The organism is Solibacillus sp. FSL H8-0538, assembly GCF_038003525.1.
GTDB lineage: Bacteria > Bacillota > Bacilli > Bacillales_A > Planococcaceae > JBBOPI01.
This window is the reverse complement of record NZ_JBBOPI010000001.1, coordinates 669,158-691,977: the sequence shown is the minus strand read 5'-3', so window position 1 is coordinate 691,977 and position 22,820 is coordinate 669,158. Positions and strand designations below refer to the sequence as shown.

Annotated in this window: 15 protein-coding genes and 1 pseudogene; 6 read left to right on the top strand and 10 right to left on the bottom strand. The window is 38.5% G+C overall.

Annotation, left to right across the window (positions count from 1 at the left end; all coding sequences use genetic code 11):
* Position 1: 1 nt before the first annotated feature.
* Both MHH87_RS03110 and MHH87_RS03105 read left to right on the top strand, forming a co-directional pair.
* On the top strand, positions 2 to 637 hold the full coding sequence (locus tag MHH87_RS03110) for a YigZ family protein (protein WP_340747871.1): 636 nt from the start codon (positions 2 to 4) through the stop codon (positions 635 to 637).
* A 111-nt stretch (positions 638 to 748) separates the two neighbouring features.
* Positions 749 to 1,810, top strand: a complete 1,062-nt coding sequence (locus MHH87_RS03105; protein WP_340747870.1) for an LCP family protein — start codon at positions 749 to 751, stop codon at positions 1,808 to 1,810.
* Positions 1,811 to 2,760: 950 nt separating this feature from the next.
* Here MHH87_RS03105 and MHH87_RS03100 read toward each other — a convergent pair.
* Complete coding sequence (locus MHH87_RS03100; RefSeq protein ID WP_340747869.1) at positions 2,761 to 3,819, bottom strand: glycosyltransferase family 4 protein; 1,059 nt, start codon at positions 3,817 to 3,819, stop codon at positions 2,761 to 2,763.
* A gap of 287 nt (positions 3,820 to 4,106) precedes the next feature.
* Between MHH87_RS03100 and secA2 the strand changes: the two genes are divergently transcribed.
* Positions 4,107 to 6,470 (top strand): accessory Sec system translocase SecA2, encoded by a 2,364-nt coding sequence (gene secA2, locus MHH87_RS03095; RefSeq protein ID WP_340747868.1) that lies wholly within the window; start codon positions 4,107 to 4,109, stop codon positions 6,468 to 6,470.
* A gap of 1 nt (position 6,471) precedes the next feature.
* On the top strand, positions 6,472 to 7,371 hold the full coding sequence (locus MHH87_RS03090) for an accessory Sec system S-layer assembly protein (RefSeq protein WP_340747867.1): 900 nt from the start codon (positions 6,472 to 6,474) through the stop codon (positions 7,369 to 7,371).
* Positions 7,372 to 7,511: 140 nt separating this feature from the next.
* Here MHH87_RS03090 and MHH87_RS03085 read toward each other — a convergent pair whose 3' ends face one another.
* Both MHH87_RS03085 and MHH87_RS03080 read right to left on the bottom strand, forming a co-directional pair.
* Complete coding sequence (locus MHH87_RS03085; RefSeq protein ID WP_340747866.1) at positions 7,512 to 8,066, bottom strand: C40 family peptidase; 555 nt, start codon at positions 8,064 to 8,066, stop codon at positions 7,512 to 7,514.
* Between the two features lie 431 nt (positions 8,067 to 8,497).
* Positions 8,498 to 9,484, bottom strand: coding sequence for a C40 family peptidase (locus tag MHH87_RS03080; protein ID WP_340747865.1), 987 nt, complete (start codon positions 9,482 to 9,484; stop codon positions 8,498 to 8,500).
* Between the two features lie 246 nt (positions 9,485 to 9,730).
* Here MHH87_RS03080 and brnQ point away from each other — a divergent pair, with 246 nt between their 5' ends.
* Both brnQ and MHH87_RS03070 read left to right on the top strand, forming a co-directional pair.
* The gene (gene brnQ / locus MHH87_RS03075) at positions 9,731 to 11,047 is read left to right on the top strand and encodes a branched-chain amino acid transport system II carrier protein (protein WP_340747864.1); all 1,317 of its coding nucleotides are present in this window, start codon (positions 9,731 to 9,733) and stop codon (positions 11,045 to 11,047) included.
* A gap of 353 nt (positions 11,048 to 11,400) precedes the next feature.
* Entirely contained in the window at positions 11,401 to 12,777 is a 1,377-nt protein-coding gene (locus MHH87_RS03070; protein WP_340747863.1) for a S41 family peptidase, read from the top strand.
* Positions 12,778 to 12,874: 97 nt separating this feature from the next.
* On the opposite strand, the gene MHH87_RS03065 is transcribed toward MHH87_RS03070, so the two are convergent.
* The 7 genes and pseudogenes from MHH87_RS03065 to MHH87_RS03040 form a co-directional block, all read right to left on the bottom strand.
* Positions 12,875 to 13,450: a TetR/AcrR family transcriptional regulator gene (locus MHH87_RS03065; RefSeq protein WP_340747862.1), complete on the bottom strand. Its 576-nt coding sequence runs from the start codon at positions 13,448 to 13,450 to the stop codon at positions 12,875 to 12,877.
* A 235-nt stretch (positions 13,451 to 13,685) separates the two neighbouring features.
* Entirely contained in the window at positions 13,686 to 15,197 is a 1,512-nt protein-coding gene (gene murJ, locus MHH87_RS03060) for a murein biosynthesis integral membrane protein MurJ (protein WP_340747861.1), read from the bottom strand.
* Positions 15,198 to 15,238: 41 nt separating this feature from the next.
* On the bottom strand, positions 15,239 to 16,330 hold the full coding sequence (locus MHH87_RS03055; protein ID WP_340747860.1) for a glycosyltransferase: 1,092 nt from the start codon (positions 16,328 to 16,330) through the stop codon (positions 15,239 to 15,241).
* On the bottom strand, positions 16,327 to 17,472 hold the full coding sequence (locus MHH87_RS03050; protein WP_340747859.1) for a polysaccharide pyruvyl transferase family protein: 1,146 nt from the start codon (positions 17,470 to 17,472) through the stop codon (positions 16,327 to 16,329). Before MHH87_RS03050 ends, MHH87_RS03055 begins: the two co-directional genes overlap by 4 nt.
* A gap of 708 nt (positions 17,473 to 18,180) precedes the next feature.
* A pseudogene (locus MHH87_RS18860) lies at positions 18,181 to 18,351 on the bottom strand (IS5/IS1182 family transposase); the annotation flags it as partial.
* 384 nt (positions 18,352 to 18,735) lie between these two features.
* A complete protein-coding gene (locus MHH87_RS03045) occupies positions 18,736 to 21,006 on the bottom strand; it encodes an S-layer homology domain-containing protein (protein WP_340747858.1) in 2,271 nt (756 codons plus the stop codon).
* Positions 21,007 to 21,253: 247 nt separating this feature from the next.
* Positions 21,254 to 22,744 (bottom strand): O-antigen ligase family protein, encoded by a 1,491-nt coding sequence (locus MHH87_RS03040; protein WP_340747857.1) that lies wholly within the window; start codon positions 22,742 to 22,744, stop codon positions 21,254 to 21,256.
* Positions 22,745 to 22,820 lie beyond the last annotated feature (76 nt).

Below are 22,820 nucleotides of genomic sequence, written 5' to 3'. Positions count from 1 at the left end.
AATGCGAAATGACTATTTTACTGTGAAGAGCTACGGAGAATCTGAAATAATCCTCTCTAAATCTCGGTTTATTACGTATGTAAATCGAGCTGAAACTGAACAAGAAGCACTAGCTTTTATCGAAAAAATCAAAAAAATGCATGCTAATGCTACTCATAATTGCTCCTGCTACATGATTGGAGAGCACGATAATATCCAAAAGGCGAATGATGACGGGGAACCTAGTGGAACGGCGGGCGTCCCTATGCTAGAAGTTTTAAAAAAACAAGGATTAAAGGATACCGTTGTTGTCGTTACCCGTTATTTTGGTGGAATTAAGCTTGGCGGTGGCGGCTTAATCCGCGCTTACGGCAAGGCGACGTCAGAAGGAATTACAGCGGCTCAGGTTGTTGAGCGAAAGTTACATTATGTGATGAAAATTGCCATTGATTATACTTGGCTCGGTAAAGTAGAAAATGAAATCCGCGATTCCGACTATATATTGCGCGATATTAATTATGCGGAAGGTGTCCAACTTTATGTATTGGTTGTGAAGGCCGAACAGCACGCTTTTACTGATTGGATGACCGAGCTTACGAGCGGACAAGCAGTAATTTCTTTTGAGGGCGAGCAATTCCTTGAATTTATTCGCTTATAAATTTATTTTGATTTACTGCAATTGTTCGTAATAGTATAATAGAAGTTATCGAGAAATTCCATCAACTACCAAATAGTAACTACATGATTCCTAATTCAGAGGAGAATAAAAATGAAAATTACGCAGAAAAAAGCGAAAAAGAAATCGTCCAAGCTCTCGCTCATCATAAAAACTTCACTTTTATTAGCTGTATCTCTACTAATATGCGTAACTGCTTACGGTATTTATTTAACAAAAAAAGCAGAACATGCCGCAAATAGCGCCTATGAAGCTATTGAAAACCGTGAAGTATCTGGTAAACGCGAGGCAAAAGTTGAACCAGTCGATGATAATGTTTCAATTTTATTCGTGGGTGTAGACGATAGCGATAAACGCGGACAAGGTGCGGACAGTTCTCGCTCGGATGCACTCTTACTCGCAACATTGAACAATAAAACGAAAACAGTAAAACTATTAAGTGTTCCACGAGATTCTAAGGTTTATATTCCACATGTAGGTTATAACGATAAAATTACCCACGCTCATGCTTACGGTGGTACACTCGCTACCATTGAAACAGTCGAAGAATTATTTGATATTCCAATCGATTACTATGTACGTATGAATTTCAATGCATTTATCGATGTCGTTGACGCATTAGGTGGAATTGAAGCGGAAGTTCCGTACGTATTAAATGAAAAGGATGAATTTGATCGTAACGCAATTCATTTACAGCCTGGCTTACAAAAACTAGACGGTAGTGAGGCACTTGCTTTAGCACGTACCCGCAAAAAAGATAGTGATATTGAGCGAGGTAAGCGTCAGCAAGAAATTTTAAAGGCAGTCGCCAAGCAAGCCTCATCCGTAACATCAATTACCAAGTATGATGATGTCATTCAAGCAGTTGGTGACAATATGAAAACGGATATGACTTTCTCTGAAATGAAGTCCTTCTTCAGTTATTTATCAGCCGGTATGCCACGTATCGATTCATTGACGCTTAACGGCTATGATGATATGTCGACAGGTACGTATTATTACCAGTTGGATCAAGAATCTTTAGAGGAAACGAAACATATTCTGCAAAGCCATCTCGGTTTAATTCCTGATTCATCAAGTATTTCAGGAACAAATAACGTAACTGGCATTGAACAAACACAAGTGGATAACAACTCTTCGATTGACCAACAATAAAAAATAGTGCGCTATCTACTAAGTCAGATTTCGAGTGACATGAAGATGGCCTAATAATACTACGCGATTTCGATATTTTCGAAATCGCGTATTTTTGTTCCTGTTGATTGTAGCGGAGGCGGCGACACCTGCGGGAATAGCATGAGCTGAAGGCAATGAAAAACTAATGTTTTATAATGACGAATCTTTTTCAGTCAGCAACTTCAATATCGGTTTCAGATTGAAAGCGAATATCTTGTGGCACCTTGAATTTCAATGCCAAATAGACCAGCACCCGTTGTCGTATCGTGCCCGAGTCTGTTTTTCAATTCAATATTCTTCACTTCTATGTTATAGCAATTTGAGGCTAATTACTTAAATGATACCTTATTTTAAAAAGCTCCCTGCTCCGCAAGTGTATCCGACTTAATTATGACAAAATACGTTTTACTTTTTGTGCCTTCTTTTTAACATCCATTTTGTAACGGGCTTAATTGCACTTTTCAATATCAAAATAGTATGCTTGGCTTTGGTTAGTAATCGTTCCTTTTAGTAGATAAGAAAATCACTCTTTTTAGATGAGAGAATGACGCATTCATCCTTAACAGGTACAAGTTGATTGGAGTGGAGGCGACGACTTCTAGGGGATTAGCGAGCAGCTTGAGACCCTGGACTGAGGCCAACACGATGTTGGTCACAAAGGCGTTGCCACAGGACGTGGCGTACTTAGCCTTTGTTCCTTTATTTCCCCGAAGCGGCTCAAGGCTCGCCCCCAGAAAAGCGTTCGCCGCAACGGAAATCAACGACATCGAAGAAAAAAGCCAGTTCTTTAGGATGTCTCGTTCAACAACTGGCTAAACTACTTTATAGACTTTTTCAGTACCCTCCATCATCCCACCCTATTTATAGCACAAAATGCGATTTTCTAAGACGAAAAAAGCTGCTCGCATGAAACGCGAACAGCTCTGAAATCACTTATTAAAAATACGTACAAGATTTAATAGAGGCTTATAGTTTTTGCCAGCTAGTCCGATAATTTCAACGAAAAGCTCCAAAATAACTAAGATAACCGTAATGAGTAATATCGCTCCCCATACTTTCGCCATGGAGAAAATAATTGCAGCTAAGCCAAACATAATGGCAATACCGTAAATGAGTAATACCGTTTGACGATGCGAAAAACCAAGATCGAGTAAACGGTGATGTAAATGCGATTTATCTGGATCTGACCATTTTTGTTTCATACGCACGCGACGTACGATTGCGAAAAATGTATCCGAAATTGGTACACCTAGCATAATAATAGGGATGATTAATGAAATGACTGTTACATTTTTAAACCCTAACAAGGCAAAAACCGAAATCATAAAGCCTAGAAACAGCGCTCCTGTATCCCCCATGAAAATTTTGGCTGGGTGGAAGTTATAAAACAAAAATCCGATTGATGCTGCCGCTAAAATAGACGCCATGGCAATAACAAAACCGTTCCCCATCAACATCGCCATTGCCGCTAATGTAACAAGCGCAATCGTGGAAACTCCTGCTGCTAAGCCGTCTAACCCATCAATTAAGTTAATCGCATTTGTTATCCCAACAATCCATAATATCGTTAATGGAATACTTAACCAACCAAATGCTAATGGCTCACCACCGAATGGTAAGTTAATCTCATTTATTTGAATCCCGCCAGCAAACACAACAATACAAGCGGCAATGATCTGCCCAAGTAACTTTGCTTTAGCAGAAATTTCGCGCATATCATCAATTACACCTGTAATGACAACAATTGTTGCGGCAATTAGGATTGCATATGCATATTTACTTTCAAAGCCAGTTGTTAGTTTTAAAAAGATAAACCCTATAATAAACGCACAGTAAATTGCCAATCCACCAAGTCGTGGCATGATGCGTGCGTGAACCTTCCGATAGTTAGGTGCATCGACAGCACCGATACGAAATGCTAAACGCTTCACAAGTGGAGTTAGTAAAATAGACGCTAAAAACGCCACGATTAAAGACACGTAAATCATGTCTCTCCTCCTTAAAATAAATAATATCTTTTCTTATATACAATTTCATCCATACTAATTATACCATGAACAAATTTTTAAATATAGTTTTTCTAATAAACTGAACAAGCAAATAGTGCTTAAAAAGTAAAAATCAAATTTATAGTAAGTTTCAGCTCCAATTAATACCATATTTCTTTATAAATTCCTATGTTTTACCTGTTGTCTGGTAGTCATTTTGCTCATAGTTTGATAAAATAAGGTAGTGTCTTCTAATAAGGTAGACAAGATTAAAGGAGCGTAAAAACATGTTCTCAATTTTCAAGCGAAGTAAAGAGCAAACAAGTGCTCGAGAGTTAAAAAAATACTACAAAATCGTAGAGCAAATTAATCAACTTGAAGCAACATATTCTCCAATGACAGATGAAGAGCTTCAAGCGATGACTTTAAAATTTAAAGAGCGTTTAGATGCCGGCGAAACGATACAAGCAATTGTTCCTGATGCATTTGCAGTCGTGCGTGAAGCGTCGAAACGTGTCTTAAACATGCGTCACTTCGACGTTCAGTTGATCGGTGGTCTTGTATTAACAGAAGGCAATATTGCTGAAATGCCAACAGGTGAAGGGAAAACATTAGTAGCCTCTCTTCCGTCGTATGTACGAGCTTTAGAAGGCAAAGGCGTTCACGTTATTACGGTCAATGACTATTTAGCGAAACGTGACTTTGAGTTAATCGGTCAAATTCACCGTTTCCTAGGTCTTACAGTTGGTTTAAACGTACCAATGATGGAGCCTGCGGATAAAAAGGTAGCATATAATGCAGATATTACATACGGAGTAGGTACAGAATTTGGTTTTGACTATTTACGTGACAATATGGCGCATTCGATTGCAGATAAAGTTCAACGTCCTTACCATTTCGCGATTATCGATGAGGTTGACTCAGTATTAATTGATGAAGCGAAAACACCGTTAATCATTGCTGGTAAAATGTCAGCAAATGAAGAACTTCACCGAATTGCTGCGATGCTAGCAACACGTTTCAAAGTAGAAGAAGATTATGACTTTGACGATGAAACGAAGGCGACTTCTTTAACTGAAACAGGAATTGAAAAGGTTGAAGCTGCATTTGGCGTGGACAATCTTTATGATCTTGAGCACCAAACACTTTATCACTACGTTATTCAGGCGGTTCGTGCACACGTAATGTTCGAATGTGACGTAGATTACATCGTACGTGACGATAAAATCGAGCTAGTCGATATGTTCACGGGACGTATTTTGGAAGGCCGTTCTCTGTCAGACGGTTTACACCAAGCAATCGAAGCTAAAGAAGGCGTAACAATTACGGAAGAAAATAAAGCACAAGCACAAGTAACCATCCAAAACTACTTCCGTATGTATCCAACATTATCAGGGATGACGGGTACAGCAAAAACACAGGAAAAAGAAATTATGGAAGTATACGCTATGTCGGTTATTCAAATCCCTACAAACCGTCCGCGCATACGTATAGACCAAACCGATCTTGTGTTTGCCACTTCAGAAGAAAAATATGAGTATGTTGCACAAGAGGCACTGCGTCGTCATGAAACAGGACAGCCCGTGTTAATCGGGACAACTTCTATTTTACAATCCGAAAAAGTCGCAAGTTACTTAAAAAAATATGGTCTAAAGTTCCAATTATTAAATGCAAAAACGGTTGAGCAAGAAGTTGAATTAATTTCTGAAGCCGGACAAAAAAATCGTATTACAGTCGCAACAAACATGGCTGGACGTGGTACTGATATCGTGCTAGGCGAAGGCGTTGAAGCGCTAGGCGGACTATATGTAATCGGTACTGAAAAGCACGAAAGCCGTCGCGTTGATAATCAACTTCGTGGACGTTCAGGTCGTCAAGGGGATCCTGGCGAAACTCAGTTTATCTTATCAATTGAAGATGATATGTTTAAACGCTTCGCCAAAGACGATGTTGAGAAATTCAATAAAAAAATGGTCAGAAACGAAATCGGCCGTATTGAAAATAAAGAAGTTAACGAGCTAATCGAACGCACACAACGCATTGTAGAAGGTGCACACTTCTCGATGCGCGAATACAACTTAAAGCTAGATGATGTTATTAATGACCAACGTCGTGTCGTTTATGCATTACGTGATAGTGTTTTACGTCGTGAAGATTTAATTGCTCAGTTAAAGAGCATGTTCGATGAAACAATTGATTTCGCTGTTCGAGATGCGGCACCAGAAGAATTAGACCGCATTGAATGGGATTATGACAAAATGGAACGCACAGTCAACTCACTGTTCTTAACAGATGTCATTGTTGACCGCGAAGAAGCGAAAGTGGCACGTATTTTAGCAGCGATGCAACCAGAAATGGATGCGCTAAAAGCAACGATCGATACATTCCAAGAAAACGAACAAGTAATGGCCATTATCCCACAAGTAATGCTTGGATTTATTGACCGTATGTGGGTAAAACATTTAGAGCAAATGGCACACTTAAAAGAAGGTATTGGCTTACGTCATTACCAACAAGAAGATCCGATGCGTATTTACCAGCGTGAAGGTTTAGAATTATTCGGGAAAAACTACCAGGAATTACGTCGAAGCATTGTTGAAGAACTCATTACATTTATGAAAACAATCTCGACGAATCAGGAGGAAATTTAAAATGGCATTATTTTCATTTTTCAACAAAAAAGATAAAGTCGGAAAAGATAGCGCAATCGACTCGGCACAATTAGGTCAAAACGCAAAATCATCAAAGAACAACGACCAAGACGTAAAAACGAAACTATCATTCCACCCAGAGTGGCAAGTTCCACAAGAACAACAATATGTATTTAACTTTTTAGCAAATGACTTACAACCATTAAAGCCGAACCAATTATCATTATCTGCGATTAATATTGAAGAAGATATTCGTTCTGGTGCGTGGAATGTAAAAGCATTTTTCCGTTCATCTTTAGCACAAGCAATTGAGCTTAGTGAAATCGAACTATTCATTTTAGATAAAGAGGACAACCGTTTAGCAGCAAAAACGTTCAACTTTAAAGACCTTGGAACGATTCCTCCAGAAAGTGCTCGCCCTTGGGTATTCACATTCGACGCTGCCTCAATCGATGCAGAAACAGTACCTGAAGACGGTTGGAAAATTGCCTTCAACCTAATTTCATTACGCGGTCACCAATTAGACCTTGATGACACATGGAAAAAACAGTTACCAAAAGAGCAGCAAGAAGCGTTAGCGAAAATTGTTAAAGAACTTCCGAAGCTTGGTAAAACAGAAGTGAATTTCACTGGCCTACAAATTAAGCTACAAGATGATAACACACTACACACGTCAATTTTCATTCGTAATGGGAATGAAAAAGCGATTAATTTAGAGCAATTACCTCTAGAAATTATTGATGCAAACAGTAATCTAGTAGCTAAAGGTTCATTCAAGTTAGATCCAGTTTTAACAGTTCAACCGAATTCGACGAAGCCTTGGACATTTATTTTCCCAGAGCAGCTTGTAACAGCTGATGGTGCCGATTTCTCTCGTTGGACAGCACGTGTACCTCAATAGTAAGAATAGTTAAAAGTGGGAAGAGCAATTAAAATGCTCTTCCCACTTTTTTTTATTGGCATATATTAATAGGCTAAAAAAAATCTCCTAGCTATTAAACAGCTAGGAGATTTTGAGATTACTATGTATAGTAGTGGATATTATGATTCGTTTGTTTGTTCTTTTTCTTCTACTTTTTTATTTTCTGCAGCCACTTCTTTTGCTGTTTGTACAGTTGCGATACGCTTCGCCCCTACATATTTTGAACTCCAGTAGTATGGATCATCTAACTTTGTAATCGTAACACCTTCACTAGTTGACGAGTGAATGAATTTCCCTGAACCTATGTAAATACCTACGTGAGAGATGCCGCTTCCTGATGTATTAAAGAATACTAAGTCTCCCTCAGTTAAATCGCTCTTTTTTACTGCTTCACCCTGTCCATACATTGAAGAAGATGTACGTTGTAGAGATGAAACGCCTAGTTCGTTAAATACATATCGAACATAACCGGAACAATCAAAACCACTTGTTGTCGTCCCGCCGTATGAATAGCGAACCCCAATATATTTTGAAGCTGTTGTTTTAAGTTCTTCAGTTGTTAATGTCGCGCTTGATGCCGCTGCTGCCTCGTTTTCTCCAATTGGTGTGAAGAAAATGACGAATGTTGCAACAAATGCTAGAACCATATTTCCTAATAACTTATAGTGATTCATCGTATTCCTCCAAAATCCCAAGTAATTTTCTGAAAACTTAACTATTCTTAGATTATCATGTTATACCATTTCATAACATTACAGTTTCATAACATTATAGTTACATAAAACCTATAATGTAATAATTTTCAACATATTGCTTCCATCCTTATATATCAAGGTTTTACTCTAGTTTCTAAACTTACAATCTACTTTTTTATGTATTTTGCATTACTTTAATTTTACATTTTGTAACATTTGTAACAATCATAGTCTTCTATATACCTTATAAAGTCACATATTCCCCTAAATAGGGAAAGAAAATGTCCTTTATCATGTACTCAAACAATTAGAAAAACACAACTCGTCCTATTTTGGGCGAGTTGTGTCTTTTTAATTAGGCTATCTAAGTTTCATTCAAAATCTTACTTATTAGACAGCACCCTAGTTTTTTAGCGAATTTCGTTAAAGCGTTTGAATGCGACAAAGCGTTCTGCCCAGTAACTATAATCTAGCTTGGAAATTTCAATCCCGCGCGTACCGGCATGAATGAACTCATTATTTCCAATATATATACCCATATGAGAAATATTAGGAATATACGTATTTTTAAAAAACACTATATCACCTGGTAGCGGATCCTGCACTTGCGTCGTATCTTGTAGGAAATAATTTAAACTACTTTTCCTTAATATTTTCACATCTGAAGCTGCGTAAACATAATTAATAAAACCGCTACAATCAAAGCCTGCTACCGTGTTGCCTGCGTAAGCATAAGGAATACCGATTAGTTCCTTCGCTAATGTTATTACATTATTATACTTAGCTTGTCCTGTAGTAGTCGGTACATATGTTATGATCTGCTCACTTGCAAGCTGAGACGCTATCACCTTGTCCGCCTCGGAGATTTCTGTTGGTACAAAATCGACAACGCCCTCTACCTCAGCAGCTGGAATCTCTTCACCCGTGACTTGTGACTCTTCTTTATTATCATTTGGTTTAGGCTTCACCGTAGTTTTAGCTACGATTAAGCTTTGGCCAATATATATATTGTTTGATTTTAATGCGTTCCATAGTTTAATATTCGCCACAGTCGTATTATATTGTTTTGCAATTTTCGCTAATGCATCACCCTTTACTACTTTATGTGTAGTCGTTTTTTCGGATGTTTCAACTAGGTTTGGTGGAACGGGTACAGTTGGTTTTGATACTTCTTCGTTACTAACTTTTGATACGACAAGCTTTTGTTGAATAAAAATACTATCAGTTTTTAAACTATTCCATTGTCTCAGCTGCTGTATCGTCGTGTTGTGAGCTTTCGCAATTTTTGTTAGTGTATCGCCTTTTTGAACAGTGTAAGTTGATGCTTCTACAGTTGGTGCAACAATTGCTGTTGCTAGAACCGCCCCAGCTACTAAAATTCTCCATTTTTTGTTCATCTTGAAAACTCATCCTTTCCAGCGAAACTTAAACTCTAGTATCATATTACTGAAAAAAAAGCACCCATTGCAAGGGACTATACGCTCGAAAAAATCTGTATTATATCATTTTTTCGACATTAGCCGTGTATATATGACTAAACAGTTTGAAAATTATCTTTTCTATGATACAATTCTTATTTGTATACAAGATAAATTATTTGAAAGTTTAGGCTTTTCTAATTAAAAAGGAGTTTACTTTACATTATGAAAAACAATATGAGCTTTTTTAAGGAAAATATCGCTGTAGGATTTATGCTATTCGCCTTATTCCTTGGAGCTGGTAACATTATTTTCCCTCCCCTACTTGGACAGCAGGCTGGTGAAACAATCGTCGTATCGATTATCGGCTTTCTAATTACCGGTGTAGGCTTGCCACTACTAGCGATTGTTGCTGTTGCAAAAAATGGTGGAGATCTACAAGTATTATCAAACCGAGTAAATCCGTATTTCGGGATTATTTTCACATCAATTGTTTACTTATCAATTGGACCATTGTTTGCGATTCCGCGTACAGGTGCAGTATCTTACCAAATCGGGGTTGCACCACTATTATCTGGTTCTTTACAAAATAGTTGGATTCCACTATTTATTACGACAGTAATTTTCTTTGGTATCACATTATTCTTAGCGTTTAATCCAACAAAAATTGTTGATCGCGTCGGTAAAGTGTTAACACCTGCATTAATTATTGTTATTTGTTTACTTTCTGCTAAGGCAGTTATTTCGCCAATGGGTGACATCGGTGAGGCACAAGGTCCTTATATCGACAATGCATTTGGTGAATCGTTCGTTCAAGGGTATTTAACAATGGACGTACTTGGTGCATTAGTATTCGGAATTGTTATTGTACAAGCGTTAAATTCACGCGGGATTACAGAACGTTCGAAGCAAGTAAAAATTTCAATCTTCGCGGGTATTATTGCGGCAGTCGGTCTAGCATTTGTTTATATTGCTTTAGCATATATAGGTGTAACGAGTACAAGTGCGATTGGTATTCTCGGTGATGGCGGACAAATTATTTCTGAGTCTGCAAAAGTGCTTTACGGGGGTGCAGGTAGCGTCATTTTATCTGCAACAATTATTTTGGCTTGTTTAACAACTTCAGTCGGTTTACTATCTGCGAATGCTTCATTTTTCGCTAAAATTCTTCCGAAGTTCTCATACCAAACATATTTAATCGCATTTGCAGTATTTAGTTTAGCTGTGGCAAACGTTGGCTTAGAAAACTTAATTTCTATTTCTTTACCTGTTTTACTAGCGATTTATCCAATTGCCATCGTTTTAATGATTCTTTCATTATTCGGCGAAGTATTTAATCATTCTTCATATGTATACGGTATGGCCCTAATTTTTACTGGTGTTGTTAGTTTATATGATGGAATAAAAGCAATTGGAATTGAAATTGCCGCTTATGGTGATTTACTAGCAAAGCTTCCTTTATATGAACAAAGTATTGGTTGGTTGATTCCAGCAATCATCGGTGCGATTATCGGGTTTATTATACAATTGCTTAAGAAATAACAAAAAGCGTGTTCATTCTCCAACATTGGAGAATGACTACGCTTTTTTTAATGTTAAAATAGTAGTTCACTTCTTTCATTTCCTACATTCAATTCATTGTACTGCTTTTTGTTATTTTCTAATTGACCAACGCATACATTTGTTATTTTCTGTATAAAATACTATAGAATCAATAACAATATTATTTACCTACAACGCCTACATCGCATATAGTTCCAATATTTAGTCTTTAATGTATATAATAGATTTATCAGAAAGACACAACTCATCCAAAATAAGGTGAGTTGATGTCCTTACTTATATGGATGGGAAAGGTATACTTTCTTATCCACTTAAAAAATAGAGGTGAATGTATGATAAAAAGACAACTATCCTTGTTCCTTACTTGCTTAGTGTTATTAACCTTTCCACTAGCCACTTTTGCTAGTCCACTAGATGAAGTAAAAGAATACGTACGCGATAATTACGTCGGGGATATGAATGGCAATTTGAACAAGGCAAACTCAATTGAGTCGGTCATCGAATTATTAGATCCTTACTCTACTTATTTTACTGCCGATGAGTTTGAAGAATTTCTCAATTCCGTCGATTTAACATCTGTCGGCATTGGCGTGGTCATCGAAAAACACGACAATGGCATTTTAATTTTACAAGTCATTGAAGGTGCAAGTGCGCAACTGGCTGGCATTGAGGCTGGGGATGTTATTACGGCCGTAAATAATACCTCTACTGTGACAATGTCGGTACAGGAGGCATCCTCACTTATTTTAGGAAAAGAAAATACGTCCGTTAAACTGACACTCCTAAAGCAAAATGGCAGCAGTGAAACAAAAACAATTGAACGAAAAGCTTTTTCACTACCAAATGTAACGAGTTCATTACTGTACGGGAATGTCGGTTATATTTCATTAAGCTCATTCTCCAATGATGCAGCAAGCCTTGTAGCAAAAGCTGTGAAAAGTTTGAAGCGTAAAGGTGCGACTTCCTTTATTTTAGATTTGCAAAATAATGGGGGCGGCTATGTTACAGCAGCTGAACAGCTCATTGGAATGTTTCCAAATGCAGTGAATGCCTATAAACTAAAGCTAGCAACGGGCACGTCCGTAGCAAAAGCAATCCCTCAAGCCGTCAAGTTTCCGGCAAATACAAAACTACTCGTCAATCGCTTTAGTGCAAGTTCTTCTGAAATGACTGCAGCTGCACTACTTGACCAGCAATCCGCTGTTTTATACGGGGAGCAAACATACGGGAAGGGCTCTATGCAATCCTTCTTTGAGCTTTCTGACGGCAGTTATTTAAAATTAACGATTGGCCATTTCATGGGTCCAGCAAATACCGTCATTAATAATGTCGGTGTGAAGCCGACAATAACGACGACTTCTAATCCGCTCTATCAAGCGCATTTAGATGCAATAACAGAGCAACTACGAACGTACAGACAAAAAACTAGTTTACTGAATGTCCCCACTACTAAATCGTTCGCCATTTCTTTTAACGGTTCCTTAACACAATTAGTTGCTTCTGGTGCCGTAGAGCTTGTGGAATTAGGCGGCGATACTGTGGCAACAAAGTTTACACAACAGGACCGTCAATTAATCATAACGCCTACAAAGCCGCTAAATGCTGGTAGTGAGTATGCTTTAATTATTCACCCAACGATTAAAGATGCATCCGGCAAGAAAATCAAAAGAGGTTACTACCTTCACATTACAGTAGCTCCCAAAAAATAAAAGTGTAGAGGTAGTCAACATTCCGACTACTTCTACACTCTGACATGTCCAGTAAATGAACTGGACATGTTCTTTTTTATCGCACACTATTGCGTTGCTATGCAAAGTAAATATTAACGATATCTTCAGAAAGTTTCTCAGGGTTCGATTTTTCCGTCAATAAGGTTGTCCACGTCAACCGTTCCATCGAGCCTAGTAAGCTGTCCGCTAATATTCGCGTATCTACATGAGTTAACGTATTTATTTGGTGTTGTTCATTTTCAATTTCATTCAATAATCGAGTGACCAGCATTTCTTTCACATCTGCCGCTTGCTCCGATTCATAAAATCCGATCTTCGTTAATTTTGGATTTTCTACAAAGTAAGAAAATATGCGTGTAAGATTTTCTTGAATGTGATTTTTCATTCCATTAGAGTCATTTTTTTTAGCAGTATAACCATCTGAAAAAACTTCGCCTAAATCATTTTGGAATTGCTCATTCAAATCTTTAAATAACGATTCTTTACTTTTGAAGTACAAATAAAAAGTTGGCTGCGTTAAATTAGCCGCTTTCACAATATCACTAATTTTAGTTTGATGGTATCCATAAGTTGAAAATTGCTCAATCGCTTTTTCCAATAATAACTGCTTACTTTTTTCTCCACTTGAATTTACTCTGCGTCCTCTTGCCATATTTATCCACCTTTATCTCTCTATTTTAGATGTTTATGCACTTTATAATTGCCAAATATTGCACATTCATTATATATTAAAATTTTTTCAAAATAAAGGTTTTCGCCATAAAAATAACATATTTTCTCATTTTTAGTAGTAAGCTTAAATTATTTATGAGTAATTTAAGGTTTTCAACAACAATAAAAGGCTTGAACTCCGATGAAAGAATCGGAACCCAAACCTATTTTAATTACTATTTAACTAGTTTCTTCTTTACTTTCCTAATTAAATCATCAAACTCAGAAAACTTGATTAATAATAGTAAAATAATATAACCAATGAATGTTAGCATAAACGTCACAATCACATGTACCCACTTTTGATCGATGACAATAAACTCACTCACAGTTGCAGTTACTACAATATATCCAATTGTTACAAGGATGAATTTTACGTACTGCCCTAAATTATTTTGCACGATGTTTAACTTATACTTCGTTTGTAACACTAGGACAAGTAGCAGGAAGTTAACGATTGCGCTTACTAATGTCCCCCAAGCAATCGCATCTGCACCCAGCTCATCAATAAAAGCCATAATGACCGCAATATTTACCCCAAACACCGTAATTAAACTAAAAATAACCGGTGTCATGGAATTCCCTTTTGCGTAATAGAAGCGCGTCACATATAAATTCGCTGCCAGGAAGAACATCGTCGTACTAAAAATTTGTACGAGCGGTGCTGTCATTGCCGTTGAAGCGGCATCAAATTTATTATATTCATAGACAATTTTAACGATGGGCTCTGCTTGGAAATAGAAATACACCGAAATCGGCATAACGAGTAAGTAAAGTAAGCGTAACCCCCGAATATATAGTCCCTTAACCGCTGCCGTATCGCCCTCGCCCTCTTTTTTACTAAGTAGCGGGAAAATGACTGTCGTGACAGCTGTCATTAAAATAGCCTGCGGGAATTGCGACATTTTCGTTGCATAGTTCATCGCTGATACAACACCATCCGCTAAGTCATTTGTAAAGAAGCGTTGAATCATAATATACATTTGTGCCGTGGCACCACCAAGCATAATAGGTAGTGCTACCTTCCACAATTCCTTTTGATCCTCTGCTCGCATGAAGCTTAGCTTAAATGACATATGGTCGACATTACGCACACCATAAATTAAAAATCCGAACATAAAGAAGGCGCCTACTAATGCCCCAACCCCATATCCAACTGGCCCAATAATTAGTGACAAGCCCACTGACACAATTAAAAACGATAAATTATAAACGAGCACGGAAAAACTGGATAAATTATATTTCCCCTGTACATTAAGTACACCACTGAGCCATGTCGAAAGCACAAGCATAATCGTCGAAGGCATCATCCACATATAAAGTGATTTTAATACCTCAAACTCTGCCTCTGTTTTCTCTTTAAAATACCAATGTAAAATGGGATCCGCAAGCACGATAAACGCAACCGTAATAACTGTAATCGACAATACAATCGTCGTAAATGTGCGACGAATATAATCTTCAATCGACGCATTCGTTTTATGGTAAATCGAAATGAAGGCGGTTGTGAATGCACCACCCACTACTAAGTATATAAAGTTGGGAATCGTATATGCATTAATGATACTATCGGCAAGTTCGGTTGTCCCAAACTGAACTCCGATAATAATTTCTCGGAGAAAGCCGAATAGTCGAGCGAGTATATTTATAACTGCTACCGCTCCAACGATTTTTAAAATTCGATTCAACTTAAATCACATTCCTTTTAGAAAAGCACATTTGCGCCTAGTTACTTTGAATAATTGCCATAGAGCGCGATTAAACGCGTAATGATTGTTTTTGCATCATGTATTTGCAGTAGCTCTTCCACTTGCGCTTCGTTTACTTGAAGACCGCAGTCCTGGACAACTTTTGCCAGCACATTATACAGTAGAATCTCGTCTTTTGGTGGTACTAATACACCCGCTTCATCAGCTAGTAAATAATGAAGGCCGCCAACATCTGACGCAATAACCGGCGTCCCGCAACTCATCGCCTCTAGTGCAACAAGCCCAAGTCCTTCAATATAAGATGGCAGCACAAACACATTGGCCGCTTTGAAATACGCAGAAAGCTCTTGCTGTGGCATCGGCTCAATAAAATGAATCCCCGGTTCCCCAACTGCAAGCTCTTTTACTTGCGTAGTAAAATTAACGTCCTTCGTTGAACCAACACAATACAATTCGGCTTTACTTGGTTGGCTGCTGTTTAGCTTCTTAAACGCTTTAATGAGCTCCGCCACACCTTTTTCACGAATAATATTGCCGACAAATAAGAAATTGATTTTCGTTGGGTCCATCCCAAGTTTTTGTGCAGCTTCAGCCTTATTCGGTGCTTCTGCAAATACGGTACGATCGATGCCCATGCTCATTACCGTAATGCGGTCCTTTCCTACTCGGAAGTCTTGCTGAATCGTTTGTGCAAGCTCTTCTCCTACCGCAATGACATGATCTGCATTTTGCAATATTTTCTCCGTTAAATCGCGAATGCGTCCACTTTTTTTCGCCATTTTATTAATATCTCCGCCATGCGCTGTCACGATATAGGGGATATTATGACGTTGCTTTAAATAATAGCTAAACAAGCCGCTCGGGAACACATAATGACTATGGGTTAAGCCTATATCGTGTTTATTTGCCCGGAATACCTTGCCTACATTTAGTGCCCATTTTGCATACTTTAGCAGTACATTTTTCTTGCCCGTCGCAGGATTGGTATTCACGGCAAGTAATGTTTCAATACCCTCAGCTTCAAGTTGCTCGACCTGATTTTTGACGAAAATGCCGTAAGCCAAATGCTCCTCGGTCGGATACATATTGCTAATGACTAATACTTTTTTCATCGCTTCGCAGCACCTTCTTTTAACAGCTGTTCACCAAGACTTGATTTCTCTTTAAATGAAGCATTCGTCGTAGCAGCAAGTTGTTGCGCGCCGTTCCAATTTGTCGCCATTTGATTAAATAGCTTGGCAAATTGATCGTCTGTTTCATGTAAAGAATGAATCGGTAAAGAATAGTCGCCTAAACCAGCCATTTGCAAAAAGTCATTAACCTTCACATGGTAAGACACCCCAATAATCGGCGTTTTTGCATCCGTTGCTAAAATTAGTGAATGCAGGCGCGTCCCAACTAACACATCAAATGATGCAGTTAAATCTAAAATGCGCTGTGGTGGTAAGTTTTCATCAATAATGGTTACTGTTGCACCATGTCGCATACGCTGTTGAATTTCTTTCGTCACATCTGCATCTTGTGGATATTTTGTCGCAAAGAACGTAATTTCTACATGATGCTCCGCTACTAAATGGTCTAGGTTTTTCGCCATGCCGTCAATGTAGTTGTTATACAGCGTTTCGTCCCCTGTTGGCCAATAAGATGCGTTGTAATAAGGGACAGCTGTTACACCAACCTTTTTCGGTGCTTCGCTATACTGTGTACGTGCTACTTCTAAACTAAACGCAGGGTCGCCAATAACATGCACGTCACGCTTCACACCAATTGACTTCAATAGCTTTTGCGATTGTGGATCACGGACTGAAATGTTTTCTGCATGTTTGGCCATATAACGAATAAACCATTTGCCTAGACCCGTATTTAATGGACCAGCACCACAGCCATATACTACATAGGGTACGCCCGCATTGTTCGCCATCATCGCATAAGATCCATATAACGGTGCTTCACGCTTGTACAAATCCATTAAAATACCGCCGCCACCAATGACAACGAAATCCAGATTTTTCACCACTTTTGAATTTTCCTTATACGTTTTGAAAAATGTTTTCGGGGCATTGCCATTTTTATAATATAGCGGGTAGCTTTCAACCTCATAGCGGTCCGCTGTTTGCTGTGGATTATTACTAAATACGACTAAATTCTTAGTCGGGATGTTAAACACTTTTTGCAGTTGACGGATGATGCTTAGTAAAATTGCTTCATCCCCATTATTATCATTTCCGTAGTTACCAACAATTCCAATTTTCACGTTTTCATACATCCTTTTATTATTTTGGCGCTGTTAAACACTGCTGTTGATTTGCAAGCAAGTGTGCAATGTTATTTATTAATAACTACCAACAAATAGATTTAACAGAACCTATTGTTTACATGCGTTGTTCGTGCTTATTCTACACTGCTTTTATCTGCTACAAGTATAGCATAATGTCTCTAAAACGAAAAAACCTCTGCGGAAGTTGCAAAGGGCACTGAAAAACTTATATTTTAATAATGGGCCCTACACCAAAATCTGAACTTGACAGCACATTCCACTCCAGGCGGTCGCTTTCCGCGGGCGTGGCTTGAGCCTCCTCCTCCGCTTCGCTTCGTGCGGGGTCTCAAGGCTCACGCTTTTCCCGCAGGAGTCGCCGCCTTCCGTTCCATGTGCCTATAAAGTAGTACACTTTCTTTTAAAGTAAAGGACATGTTTTGGTAAAGACCCTAATAATAACGAATCTTTTTCAGTTAAAAATAATTCACTTCTTGTTCAATTTTGAACAGAAAATGAATTATTTCCTTCTCTATTCCTTACTCTTTTTCATTCAGTAGCTTTAATATTTGTTTCAGTTTGACAGCAAATATCGTTGTGGCACTTTGAATTTCTATGCCCAATAGACCCGATGCCGTTTCCTTTTTCAATTCACTATTCTTCTTTTCTACTTTGTAGTAATTTGCGGGTAATTGCTTAAATTATTCAGTATTTTGAGGGTTCCACTAAGTAGACGTCTGATACATCATGTATCGCGTTCCACCCGTTGTCTAAACAATATTTTATTTTTAACTCTTCTAAAATGAATGAAAAATCATCAAGTTCATTGATTTGGCAAAGCATGTTATCTTTTGGCACATTAACATCGTAAAACGCCATAAACAGGCTAAAGTTGAGTGTTTATTGGATTGGAAAAATTTAGAAATACTACCTTTAATATGTTCCTTTAAGAATACAATGAAGCATTCTTTTTAGATGAGAGAATGACGCATTCATTTCTAACAAATACAAGTTGATTGGAGTGGAGGCGACGACTTCTAGGGGATTAGCGAGCAGCTTGAGACCCTGGACTGAGCGCAGCGAGGGAAGCGGCTCAAGGCTCGCCCCCAGAAAAGCGTTCGCCGCAACGGAAATCAACGACATCGAAGAAAAAAGCCAGTTCTTGAACAAGACATCGTTCAAGAACTGGCTAAACTACTTTATAGACTTCTTCAGTGCCCTCGAAGTTGCATGTTTCGTTCGCAAACTTCCGCAAAGGTTTTATTATTGTTGCTGCGTAATTGTTCGATATAGGAATAAGCTAAAATGCATACGCGAAACTTCGACACCTGGCTTGAATGTATTGTCTTCATAACCAGTGGTAATCTTATTCGCAGCTAATGTATGCACATATTCATATGACCAATGCTTACTGCTAACGTCCTTGAATTTCGTATCCGTTGTGCCTGTTAAATCATAGGCAACAACTAAAATTTTCGCCATTTGTGCACGTGTTAACGGCGCACCAGGATTAAATTTACCATCGCCCGTACCGTTCATAATTCCTGCATTGACAATCGCCGCAATTTGCTTGTAATTCGTATTGCTCGTCGAAACGTCTGCAAAGTTCGGATTAACTACGTCCGACGTTGATAAGTTTAGTGCACGTGTTAATAATGCTGCAGCTTGTGCACGTGTTAACGCTTGATCCGGTTTAAATGTGCCATCTGGGTAACCACTAATTAATCCATGTTCCACTAAATAGCTTAGCTCTGTTTTGTAACGATTATTTACCGAAATATCTTTAAATAATGGTTTTTCGACAGCCTTCACTATGATTTCTTTAGAAACTGATTTTGACCCAAGTGTTACCGTTACCGTTGCCTTGCCTTCTTTTCCGTTTGACTTGAATACGCCGGAAGAGAAGATCGTACCAATATCTCCGTCAATTGACCATTGTAATTGTGAATCATTGTAAATTAATGGTTCATTGTCTTGACCTGTTACATTTACTTTTAATTGCACTGATGCATCCGGGTCAATCGTTGTTGTCGAGCCGGCTGAAATCGAGAAGCCAACTGGTGCTTCTACTACGTTAAAAGCTATCGTTTGAGAAGCTCCGCCGTTTGTCACCGTTACGCGCTCTGTACCACCCGCTACCCCTGTATAGCTTAGGCCATTAACCGTTACTTTGTTATTTTGTGCTGCTACTGCAAAATCAGCAGCATTCACCGTTAATGGGTTATAATGCTCATCTAAGACATATTCTGGTGCTAATTTTACGGTCGCACCAACAAGTAATGAGCCTATTTTATCGCGGGATACTTTAATATGCTTTGCTGAGCTCGTTGCACCTGTACTAATTGCTTCAATAATTGCCGACACGCGGCGCTGTGAGCCACCTGAAGGCTGATTCGCAAGTACCACTGTATTGCTACCGTATTTACGGATGCCCATCGTTGTCGAGCCGCCACCATCTAAATTAATTGCGCGGTCAACGCCAAGGCTTACTAAGTAATCTGCAAACTGCGATAAATTCATCCCCGCACTTGCGCTTGTTCGACCATCCACCGTTATTAAATGCACGGTCTTTTTATCTTTACTAATCGCTATTGCTGAACGTGGTGCTACTTCTTTTGCACGTGAGCTCGATGTATTGATCGTTAAATTCTTTTTACCATCTAATACGAGTAAAGGACCGCTCGCCATCATAAACTGCGCATCCATCCAGCGATCATCAATCGAGAATGTAACCGAAACTTCCTCTCCGATTGTGATATTACGGAATTTATCGCCCCATGTTGAACCGTTAAACGATAATACAAAACCGTTACGTGGGATTTTCGCCTTCGTAGTGTCGCCGTAACCGCGAATCGCCGTTACTTTCCCTGTTAACGTCTGGCCGAATTTTGTTGAAGATACTGTAGAGCCTGTCTCCACGATAAATTCGATTCCCTTTTCGCCGTTTGGTGTTTGTGAGCTATGATTTTGCGGTGTGTAAATAATCGCTTCATTGTCACCACGCTTAACATTAAGCCCATTTACTTTCAGCGCTTCACCTTTGTAATTTACGGTAATATCACTATTATAATAAGCTATATCTGCATTGCCATTCGCCGTAATCCCAAAGGCAATTGGCTGGCTCACATAGTTTGAGCTTGAGTCTGAAATAACGCTCGGTGTCACAATAGAATTATATTGAGAAATTAAATACAATGGATAACCGTCACTCATATTATAGAAGTTTGAGTTAATTGCCCCAACGACACGGTTGCCCTCTTTAGAATGTTTATTCGCATGCTCTGTCGTCGTCATTAACGTATTAATAGGTGTTGGTAATCCAAGTCCAATTTTTGTAAATGGATTTGATAAATCTACTTGTAAATGATTTACAACGCTCGTTTTTAACCCTTTGTATGTATAATTGGAATACTCTACACCTTGTGATACCGGGTACGATTCATTCGTCGTTTGTGCTGCATAGCCTTTTTCCTGCGCCCCTAAAACAATAGACAACATGACCATACATGTAATAATTAAATGTTTAATTTTCATAGTGTTGCTTCATCAAAACTTGAAGCATTTCACCTTCCTTTCTTAGTTGTTACACTTTACCTTAACAAATTTTGGCGTTGCATACTATAACATTAATATTACATTTCAGTAGCGAAACCCAATAGAATGTTAGAAAGACACAACTCGCCCAAAATAGGGCGAGTTGATGTCCTTACTTATGTGGTTAAGAAAGTTATACTTTCTTAACCACATAAAAAACGATAGCATGACGCTACCGTTTTAGTTGTTATTCAGCTTGCTCTCGTTCTGATTTACTTAGCTCGAGCATCGGATATAGGGCACGACTACTTACAAACAGTGCAAATAGCATGAAGAAGAACATTGTATAAACTTTCAGCTCCCAAATATTATAGAACATGCCGGCTGCCCCTGTAGCAAACCATAAACCAAACATATACTGGCCGAATACTGTTTTTCGTTCCTTCCAGAACATCCATACCATTGACAGTAAGAAGCCCGCGAATAATAAGACGCCGACCGCACCTGTTTCTGCGATAACTTGAATGTATTGGTTGTCAGAGTAGAAGTTTTTCCCTCCGTATATATCTGAGCGAATCTCGTATTTCTCATAAATTGGTGAATCATATGAAAGTGTTGCTGAGCCACCAAATGTACCAAAGCCAGCTCCTGTAATTGGATAGTCCTTTAATACTTCAAAGCCTTTTTTAATATAGAATACACGGCCACTCTCGTTCATGAGTGTAAGTGTCTCATCATCAAATGTTGCAGTGAAGCGGTTACTAATTCCACTTTCAGAAATATCTGGGGCTGTGTCATTATCCATCCCCATATTTTGTAGCACTAAAAGGCCTAAATTCACAGGGTAATACACTAACACAATGGCCGCGATAAACGTAATGACAATTTGTTTAAATAGCTTCCAATTACGCGCTAGCAACATGAAGAATACCACGAACACGAATGATGCAATCCATGTACCGCGTGATAGTGTTAACAACAGCATACCGACAAACGCTACATTTGCAATGATTAGTATCCATTTATATTGCACGTCCTTATAAGCCCAGCGTAGGAAGAACGCCGCACAAATCGCAAAGAACATGACAAGTGCTAATGAGTTAGGATTATTTAATAATCCGTATATCCGTACAAAGTTTGTAGACGACAAGGTTTTCTGCGCCCATGCTTCTGGCATCAGCTCTTGACGTAACGTTAATTTTTCTACAACACCTTGTACAAAAATAACGACGCCTGATAATACCGTTATCCACGCCAGCTTCACGAAGAAGTTTTTCGGTAATTCACTACGGCTTAAAATGTAGTACAGAATATACATGATGAGGAACGTACGTAATTGGAACACGATCGCGCCAATTGATACCCCGTTTTTATAACCGATTGCTGCCCCAAAAAGTAAAAAGGCAAAGAAGAACCATTCAAATGGCTTAAAGTGGAACCATGTTTTAACTTGACGAATATTCAAAAGGAATAAACGGGCTAAAACAACAAATGTCATTAAATCCCCGATTAACTTCATTCCTGGATTAATTTCAATAAATAATGAACGGAAAATAACATATGGCACTAAAATAACTAAAGCTTGAAACGGCTTGAAAAATGCAAATATCGTAAAGAACACAGCTGTACTATAAAGTGCAATTTGTGAAGGTAAAAGTGTCGCTGCAATTAATACAGCAATTGCTAGCAGCAGTTCCAACCATTCTTGTTTTCCGATTTTCACAGAAATATCTTTCATTGATGTCCTTACCCTCTCTCTATATAGTTCTATTATTATAAAGGTCATAATCTCTCTAGTAAATAAGACGAACTTA